Genomic DNA, 5,918 nt, shown 5'->3' with positions numbered 1-5,918 from the left:
ACAGGCGCGGTACGGGCCGTCGCGGCGGCGGAGGGCGCGGCCGTGCGCGGCGCCTCCGTACGCGGGGCGGCCTGGCGCTGCACGGCCACCGGGAGCGTCCTGCGCGGTGCGGTACGCGGCGCGGGAGCCCGGGTCAGGGCGCGCTGCACCGGCACGGAAGCGGCCCGGGACGCCGGCCCGGAGGCCGGGGCGGACCGGGAAGCGGAGGCCGCCCGGGAAGCCGAACCGGAACCGGAAGCCGACCCGGAAGCCGAACCGGAACCGGACGTCGAAGTGGAGGCGGAGGACGCGGCGGGACGGGGCCGTACCGGCGCGACCCGGGGGCCCGTGGCGCGCTGGACCGCGGGGGCCGTACGGGAGACACCCGCACCGCCCGCACCGTCACCGGCGGCACCGGCGTCCGGGGCCGTGTCGTCGACCACGGCGACCGGGAGCGACAGCGAGGGCTCGCCGAGCCCGCCGGACCTGGACGTCGTGGCCGGGGTCAGGGCGTCGCGGATCAGACCGGTCGGCGCGCTGTCGAGGACGGCGTGCGAGAGCGTCCCCGTGAAAGAGGGGTTCTGCCAGGTGGCCAGCGTCCCCGAGAAGGTGGCGTTCGCGACGGAGTGCGAGGCCGGGGCGCGCTGGATCGGCGGCAGCGCGGCCCAGCCCCGCCCCCCGGCGGAACTCCCCGAGGCAGCAGCGGAACCAGAAGCGGAAGCCGAAGCCCCGGAAGCCGGACTCCCGGAACCGGCAACGGCCCCGGAACCCGCTCCCGCCCCGGAGCCCGAGGCGTCCGGAGCGGGAGCGGGGACAGGAGCGGAAGCCGGGGACAGCCCCGAGCCGTCTGCGGCCCCGCCCGCGGAACGGGTGTCGGAGCCGCTGCGGCCCCGGCCCCTGAACCGGTCGAACATGCCCATTACCGCTCCCCCGTCGCGCGCGTCACCAGCGTGGCGATCTGTTCGGCATACCGCCGGCGCTCGCGGTGTTCGAGGTCCAGGATGTCCTCCAGGCTCCAATGGAAGTGGTAGGCGATGTACGCGACCTCCTCATGGATGCGGTCGGTCGCGTACGTCACGATTCCCCCAGGCGGCTCCCGCCGAGTTCGACCTCGAACGGCTGCTCGCAGTGCGGGCAGTTGACCCCGGCCCTCGTGTGGCCCTCGGCATTGATCTGACGGTAGAAGTCCTGGAGGAAGGCGAGGTCGGAGGCGAACATGTTCTCCACCACCCCGTCGTGCACCATCGGCACCCCGCCCAGCCGGGTGATGACCCGGCCGAGCAGGACGACGGAGAGGTACGCGGGGTTCTGCTGGACCCGCAGGTCCTGCAACGGGATCAGTTCGTCCCGTGCCGTGGCCAGGCGCATCGTCCCGTCACGGTGCACGACGCCTTCGCTGTCCACGTATCCACGCGGCAACTCGAACGCGAACTCCGTGCGCATCCGCTCCCTTTCAGGCTCCCGCCGGACGGCGGGTTCCGGTGCCGGTGCCGGGGCAGGCACCGGGGCCGGCACCGGGGCGGGCGTCTCCGCCGCCTCCGGTGCCGCAACCGCGTCCCCAGGAGCGGACTTGGTCGGTACCCCTCGACGCATTACTCGATCGTCATTTCTTCGTAGGTGATCGTGACGGTCTCGGTGAGCGTGCCCGCCTCGCCGGCCTTCAGGGCGCTGCCCTCGACGGCACAGCACCAGGCGTTGCGCATGTTGTAACGCCGCACCGGGTTGTTCTGGTAGTCCATCACCACGATGGTGGCGTTCTTGCGGGCCGACCCCATGTCACCGCGGATCGAGTCCTTGATCCAGGTGTCGAAGGCGTCGGACATCGTCATACCGCGGACGACCGTGGCCTCGCCGGCGACCTGGACGCCGGGCGCCTTCGAGGTCGTCGGCTGGCCCTGGGCCGAGTTCGACTTGCTCTCGATGACGTCCTGCTTCATCGTCAGGCCGGTCGCCTCCTGGAGGTACTCGACCAGGACGCCGTCGATCTGAAGGCCGAAGTTGTGTGAAGTAAAAGAGTCATGAGGCTGAAGACTCATGGAGCGTGCTCCTTCTGCTACCGCTACCGCTACTGCTGCCGCTACCGCTTACGCCGTCGCGCTTCCTGTCACCGCTCCGACCGCTGTCACGCGGCCACGGCGGCTACCGCTTGTGTCCCTCGGGCGAGCGCCGGCCGGCGGAGGACCGCCGGCCGGCGAAGAAGCCGCCCGTCACTCCTCCAGCTCACTCCCCGCACCGGAGATCTGCGCCAGCCGGAAGATCACGAACTCGGCCGGCTTGACCGGCGAGACGCCGATCTCGCACATGACACGGCCGAGGTCCACCGACTCCGGCGGGTTGGTCTCGTCGTCGCACTTGACGTAGTACGCCGCTTCCGGCGTGGCGCCGAAGAGCGCGCCGCTGCGCCACTCGGTGATCAGGAACGCCGAGATGTTGCGGCGGATACGGGCCCACAGCGCGTGGTCGTTCGGCTCGAACACCACCCACTGGGTACCGATGAGGATGGACTCCTCCAGGTAGTTGAAGTACCTGCGGACGTTCAGGTAGCGCCAGGCCGGGTCGGAGGACAGGGTACGCGCACCCCAGACGCGGATACCGCGGCCGGGGAAGGAGCGGATGCAGTTGATGCCCAGCGGGTTGAGCAGGTCCTGCTCGCCCCGGGTGACCTGCATCTCCAGGTCGACCGCGCCGCGTACGACCTCGTTGGCGGGGGCCTTGTGGACACCGCGCTCGAAGTCGTTGCGGGCCCAGATGCCCGCCATGTGACCGCTCGGCGGGATGAGGCGCGTCTTGCCGGTGGCCGGGTCGAACGCCTTGATCCACGGGTAGTACAGCGCCGCGTACTTGGAGTCGTAGTTGGACGTCTCCTGGCGCCACACCCGGATCTGACGGGCGTTGAGGCCCGGCGGCGGGTCGATGATGGCGAGCCGGTCGCCCATCATCTCGCAGTGCGCGATCAGGCCGAGCTGGACGGCCTTGACGGACTCCAGGTCGATGTCACCGCGCTGGTAGGCGGACATGAGGTCGGGGACGGCGACCATCGAGACCTCGTCCACCGCCTCAAGGCCACCGAAGCCGGTACGGTCCGCGGAGTCGCCCAGGTAGTGGGCGACGCCGACCTCCTCGGCCTCCAGCGCCTCGGGAACCGCGGGGGCCGCGGCGGGGGCGGGGGGAGACGCGAGGGCGACCGTCTGGTTCTCCGGGCGGGCGAGCTGCGAGGCAGCGGCGCCCTCCACCACGGAGATCAGCTTGGAGCGCTCCTTGACCTGGGTGACCACGTAGTTGCGGGCGCTCTTCTTGGCGGAGACGTCGAAGGTCTCGACCGGCTTGGCGCCGTCCTTGACGATCAGCCGGAAGCGCTCGGCCGGGCCCTCGCCCTCGGCGTCGGCGACCTCGACGGTGAGCGAACCGCTCTCGCCGGGCGAGACGGCCGACACCTTGAAGGTGCCCAGCGCCGTGGGCTCCGCGGCCGGCAGGGCGGCGGGCGCGGCGCCACCGGCGCCGACGGCGGACCGGCCACGCTGGCCGTTGATCGAGTCGGTGCCCTCGGCGGGCGCGCCCGAGACTCCGCCTCGCGCGCCGCCCACACGGACGACGTAGGCGGCGGCTCCACCGTTGTTGAAGAAGCCGTACACCGAGTGGGCGAGGTAGTAGCCGTCGGTGAACTCACCGAAGGACGCGACGTACTGCGTCCAGTTGGTCACCAGCGTCGGCTCGTTGAGCGGTCCTTCCGGCGCCAGCCCGACAAAGGCGGCCACGGAGGTGCCCACACCCTCGATCGGACGCGAGCCGCTGGCCACCTCTTCCACGTATACGCCCGGCGACAGGTAAGACGGCATGCTCTGCTCTCCTCGGGGTACAAGACAAGTCGTCATCTCACTGTCACGCCGCAAACCGCCGGTTGAAACGTCCTGCCGTACCTGACCGAGGGCATGGTTTCTGCCCTCCCCGGCGGGAACCGCCCGCGCGGCGGGTGAACACGAGACGACGGGGCCTTGCCCCATAAGGGCCGAGGCCCCTGAAGCCTGCCTCTAAGGGCAGTCGGGCGGACTCTCCGGACAGTCCCCCCTGCCTGCCCCGGCGTACTCCGGTGGTGCGCGGCGGGCACGTTCGGCGGCCCGGTCCTGACGGAAGGCCCCGAGGGCAGCCGCGCGGCCTCTTCGGGCACGGGTCCTACCCGGCGGCTTCTGACCGTTTCTTCCCCGGGGCCACTAGCGTCCGGAGGGTGACCATCTGGACAGCTCTGGAGCCCGCCTCGACCACCGTCGACCCGGGCAGCCGCACCACCGTTCGACTGCGTCTGCGCAACACCGGTGACGTGGTCGACGAGTACCGCTTCGAGACGGTCGGCGACGTCGCCCCGTACGTGACGGTGGAGCCTCCTTCGATCCGGCTCTTCCCGGGCACCACCGGGGTCGTGGAGCTGACGTTCGCCCCGCCCCGTACGCCCGACTCGGCGGCGGGGCCGCATCCGTTCGGTGTCCGGGTCATGCCCACCGAGCACCCGGACTCCACCACGGTCACCGAGGGGAACGTCACCTTCACGCCGTTCATGGAGGTACGGGCCGAACTCGTCCCGCACACCGTCAAGGGGCGCTTCAAGGGCCGGCCGCGGCTGGCCGTCGACAACCTCGGCAACACCAAGCTCACCGCGTCCATCGCCGGTGACAACAGCAGCGACCTCTCGTACGAGATCGTCCCCTCCAACGTTCAGATCGAGCCCGGCCGCGCGGCGTTCGTCGAGACGACGCTCAAGCCCCGGCAGATCATCTGGGCGGGGCAGAAGCAGCAGCGGCCGTACGAACTGGGCGTGCGGCGCTCGGGGACCGAGCCGCTGGCGGTGGAGGGGACGTACGTACAGCGCAGTGTGATGCCGTACTGGCTGATGACCGCGCTGAGCCTGATACTCGCCCTCACCATCGCCGGTGTCGTGCTCTGGTTCGCCTACAAGCCGTCGGTCCGCTCCATGGCGAAGGAGAAGGCCCAGCAGCAGGTGGCGGAGGTGCTGCCGGACGAGCCCGCGCCGACGCTCCCGCAGGCGGATCCCTCGAAGGACACCGCGGCCGAGGAGCAGCAGCAGACGGGCGGGGACGAGGACAAGGAGGAGGAGAAGGGCGAGGAGGAGTCGGGCGGCTCCGAGGAGGAGGCCGCGGGGGGACCGCTGCCCATCACCTCGGACCACAAGCCCAATCTCTTCGTGCAGTTCGCGCAGGTACGGCTCGCCAAGGGCGCGGCCGGCTGCAAACTGACCGGTGACTACACGGTCGGCAAGCTGGACCCGACGACCGAGGAGGCGCTGAAGTGCTTCCAGAAGGCCAGTGACAAGGCGCACGGGGAGTTCAGCAGGCTGGAGAAGACGGACGGGCTCGGCAACCTGGGCCGGACCACGATGACCGCGCTCCTGTCGGCCCACTTCGCCGGGAAGAAGAGCCTCCCCCTTGAGGAGGGCAAGCCCGACCCCGAGGTGCCGTGGGTGCGCAACATCATGCTCTGGGCCAACAACGTGGAGTTCGACGACGGGGATCTGCGCACGACGGTGGCGATGACCCGCGCCAACATCGCCTACCTCCGGGGCGGCGCGCCGCCGCTGGAGCAGGAGCCGACGAAGAACCTCGCGAGCTGGATCAAGTCGTACCAGTCGCTGTTCAAGACCGAGCAGACCGGGACCGTCAACGAGCTGACGCTCAACCAGTGGAAGGCGGGCTGGGTCAAGACCCAGGACCAGCCGGGCACCGTGACGGCCGAGGGCTGGCTGCCGGCCCCCATGGAGTGACCGGCGGGGGCGCGGACCGGGACCGCAGTGACGGTCCGGACCGCGCCCCGGCCATGACCGGGGCCCCGGGGCGGGGGGGGGGGGGCGGGGGGGGGGGGGGGGGGGGGGCCGCCCCGCCCCCCCCCCCCACCCCCCCCCCCCCCCCCGCCGCGCGCCCGCCGGCCCCCGC

5 protein-coding genes and 1 pseudogene are annotated in these 5,918 nt (G+C 71.3%); 1 reads left to right on the top strand and 5 read right to left on the bottom strand.

The window, feature by feature from the left end; translation table 11 throughout:
- The 5 genes and pseudogenes from ACFXPK_RS32270 to ACFXPK_RS32250 all read right to left on the bottom strand — a co-directional run.
- A pseudogene (locus ACFXPK_RS32270) lies at positions 1 to 893 on the bottom strand (hypothetical protein); the annotation flags it as partial.
- 5 nt (positions 894 to 898) lie between these two features.
- Positions 899 to 1,057 carry a DUF6760 family protein gene (locus ACFXPK_RS32265; RefSeq protein WP_329824309.1) on the bottom strand — a complete coding sequence of 53 codons (159 nt, stop codon included), beginning with the start codon at positions 1,055 to 1,057 and terminating at the stop codon, positions 899 to 901.
- Positions 1,054 to 1,572: a hypothetical protein gene (locus ACFXPK_RS32260; protein ID WP_385080702.1), complete on the bottom strand. Its 519-nt coding sequence runs from the start codon at positions 1,570 to 1,572 to the stop codon at positions 1,054 to 1,056. The genes ACFXPK_RS32265 and ACFXPK_RS32260 overlap by 4 nt, the downstream gene beginning before the upstream one ends.
- Positions 1,572 to 2,015 carry a phage tail protein gene (locus ACFXPK_RS32255; RefSeq protein WP_385006954.1) on the bottom strand — a complete coding sequence of 148 codons (444 nt, stop codon included), beginning with the start codon at positions 2,013 to 2,015 and terminating at the stop codon, positions 1,572 to 1,574. The genes ACFXPK_RS32260 and ACFXPK_RS32255 overlap by 1 nt, the downstream gene beginning before the upstream one ends.
- Before the next feature lie 171 nt (positions 2,016 to 2,186).
- Positions 2,187 to 3,815 (bottom strand): phage tail sheath family protein, encoded by a 1,629-nt coding sequence (locus ACFXPK_RS32250; RefSeq protein WP_385080701.1) that lies wholly within the window; start codon positions 3,813 to 3,815, stop codon positions 2,187 to 2,189.
- Positions 3,816 to 4,201: 386 nt separating this feature from the next.
- Here ACFXPK_RS32250 and ACFXPK_RS32245 point away from each other — a divergent pair, with 386 nt between their 5' ends.
- Positions 4,202 to 5,749 (top strand): hypothetical protein, encoded by a 1,548-nt coding sequence (locus ACFXPK_RS32245; protein WP_385080699.1) that lies wholly within the window; start codon positions 4,202 to 4,204, stop codon positions 5,747 to 5,749.
- The last annotated feature ends 169 nt before the right edge of the window (positions 5,750 to 5,918 follow it).

The sequence above is a fragment of the Streptomyces sp. NPDC059142 genome (assembly GCF_042755665.1).
Lineage (GTDB): Bacteria > Actinomycetota > Actinomycetes > Streptomycetales > Streptomycetaceae > Streptomyces.
Note: the sequence above shows the minus strand (reverse complement) of the source record. Positions and strands in the feature narration are given on the sequence as shown.